Source organism: Rhodococcus sp. (in: high G+C Gram-positive bacteria) (assembly GCF_049299235.1).
Lineage (GTDB): Bacteria > Actinomycetota > Actinomycetes > Mycobacteriales > Mycobacteriaceae > Rhodococcus.
In genome coordinates, this window is the sequence record NZ_JBAQXC010000254.1 from 1 (window position 1) to 2475 (window position 2475).

Annotated in this window: 2 protein-coding genes; both read left to right on the forward strand. The window is 71.3% G+C overall.

All coding sequences use genetic code 11. From position 1 onward, the window contains the following. Positions 1-708, forward strand: a 708-nt coding sequence (locus WAX14_RS15150) for an ATP-binding cassette domain-containing protein (RefSeq protein ID WP_422628878.1), incomplete at its 5' end; no start/stop codon positions are given. Next, positions 705-2475: ABC transporter ATP-binding protein (locus WAX14_RS15155; RefSeq protein ID WP_422628879.1), on the forward strand; the 1771-nt coding region annotated here is incomplete at its 3' end. The genes WAX14_RS15150 and WAX14_RS15155, both read left to right, overlap by 4 nt.

Here is a 2475-nt window from a genome sequence, read left to right on the forward strand (position 1 = left end):
GGACTCGACCTCGAGCTGCCCGCGACGGGCCTGGTCGCGGTGGTCGCCGACGCGCCCACGACGGCCGCGCTCGTCGACGTGCTGTCCCGCTCGGTTCTGCCCGCGGCAGGCACCGTCCGGGTCGGTGGCGTCGACCTGTTCGACCTCGACGAGGCCTCGGCGATCGGCGCGGTGCGGGTCGCGCCGCACCACGCCGCACTGTTCGAGGGGTCTGTGCTCGACAACATCGCCGCTGCCGTGGCGCCGGACGCCGACGACCGCGAATACCGCATCACCCGAGCCGTGTTCGCGGCGGCCTGCGACGACGTGGTGGACGCGTTGCCGGACGGCCTCGACACCCCCGTCGGGGAAGCGGGCCGGATGCTGTCCGGCGGGCAACGGCAACGAGTTGCGTTGGCGCGGGCGATCGCCGCGGACGCATCGGTGCTGGTACTCGTCGACCCGACCACCGCCGTCGACTCCGTCACCGAAGCCAGTGTCGCCGAACGGCTGACGCAGGCGCGCGCTGCCGGCCTGACCCTGGTGTTCACCGATGCGCCCGCCCATCTCGCCGCCGCCGACGAGGTGATCGTTCTCGCCGAGGGTCGCCTCGTCGAACGCAGTCGCCTCGCTGAACGCAGTCGCCTCGTTGAACGCAGCAGCGCCGAGGATGCGCCCGATCTGCCCGTCGGCGAACGCGGCGACGACACCGTGGAGGCCGCCCGATGAACACCACCACCGAACCGGCCGCGGCCGGTGCTCTTCCCATCGCCGACGCGCGCACCACGGGGGCGCACTTCTTCGCTGCCCTGTCCGGCAGTCGGACCCGGCTGATCGGGGTCGTCGCGTTGCTCGTCGCCGCGGCGATCCTCGGACTCGTGATGCCGTGGGCGTTGGGCCGGATCGTCGACATCGCCATCGACGGAGGCGGTGCCGCCGCCGTGTGGCAACTCGCCGGGATCATGGTCGCCGCGACCGTCGTGGGCGCGGCGCTCACCGGCGCCGGTGTCGCCGCGTCGGCCCAATTGTTCGAAACCGTCCTCGCCCGGCTACGCGAACGCATGTTGTCGGCGGCGCTGCGTCTGCCGTTGTCGCGGGTCGAGTCCGCGGGCTCCGGCGACCTGGTGTCCCGTGCCACCGACGATGTCGAGGTCGTGAGCACCGCCATTTCCCGGGGTGTCCCGGCGTTGTCCACCTCGGTGTTCACGATCGCCGCGACCGTTGTCGGTCTGGCCGCACTGGATTGGCGGTTTCTCGCCGTCGTGCTGGTCGTGCTGCCCATCCACATCCTCACCGTGCGCCGCTACGTCCGTGAGGCACCACCGGTCTACACGGCCGAACGTGCGGCGATGGCCGAACGCGCACACGAGGTGCTCGGCGCGATCCGCGGTATCGACTCTGCCCGCGCATTCGGTCTGACAGGGCGGCTGCTCGCCGGAATCGAACGGCATTCGTGGGAGGTGGTCCGCTGGAACATGCGGGCCCGCTTCGTGCAGAACCGTTTCTTCGCCGGAATCAACGCCGCCGAATTTGTCGGTATGGCAACGATTCTCGGTGTCGGCTATGCGCTCGTCGGTGACGATGCGCTCACCGTCGGCGCGGCCACCGCCGCCATGCTGTTCTTCCTCCGCCTGTTCGGCCCGATCGGTGACCTGCTGTTGGTGACCGACGATCTGCAGTCGGCGGCGGCATCCCTCGTGCGCATCGTCGGTGTGACGGTCGAGGGGGAGCGGTTCACCTCCGACGACCGGGCGTCGTCGGTGCCGCCGCGGGGGCGGGTGCTTGCCGCCGAGAGCATCACGTTCGCCTATCCGGGGAAGGATCCGGTGCTCGACGGGGTGTCCCTGGCGGTCGGCGACGGTGAGCATGTCGCGCTCGTCGGCGCGTCCGGCGCAGGCAAGACCACCCTGGCCGCGGTCCTCGCCGGCATCCACCGGCCCGCGCACGGCACCGTGCGCTTCGGTGGTGTCGACCTCACGGAGTTCGACGAATCCGAACGCGCGCACCGCGTCGCCCTCGTGACACAGGAGGTGCACGTCTTCGCGGGGACGCTTGCCGACGACCTGCGCATGGCGGCACCCGGCGCCACCGACGAGCAGGTCCGTGACGCCCTGCGGCGCGTCCACGCGTGGGAGTGGGTGGAACTGTTGCCCGACGGGATCGAGACGATCGTCGGCGCAGGCGGGCACGACCTGTCGCCGATGCAGGTGCAGCAGATCGCCCTGGCTCGGTTGGTGCTGCTCGATCCGGCGCTGGTGATCCTCGATGAGGCCACCGCCGACGCGGGCAGCGCCGGTGCCGGCGTGCTCGAGCAGTCGGCCGAGGCTGCGCTGGCGGGACGGTCGGCGCTGATCGTCGCGCACCGGCTCAGCCAGGCCGCGACCGCAGACCGGGTCGTGTTGATGGACCGCGGAGTTGTCGTCGAGGAGGGCTCGCACGACGAATTGCTCGAGCGTGGCGGACGGTACGCGCGGTTGTGGTCGGCGTGGTCGCGGG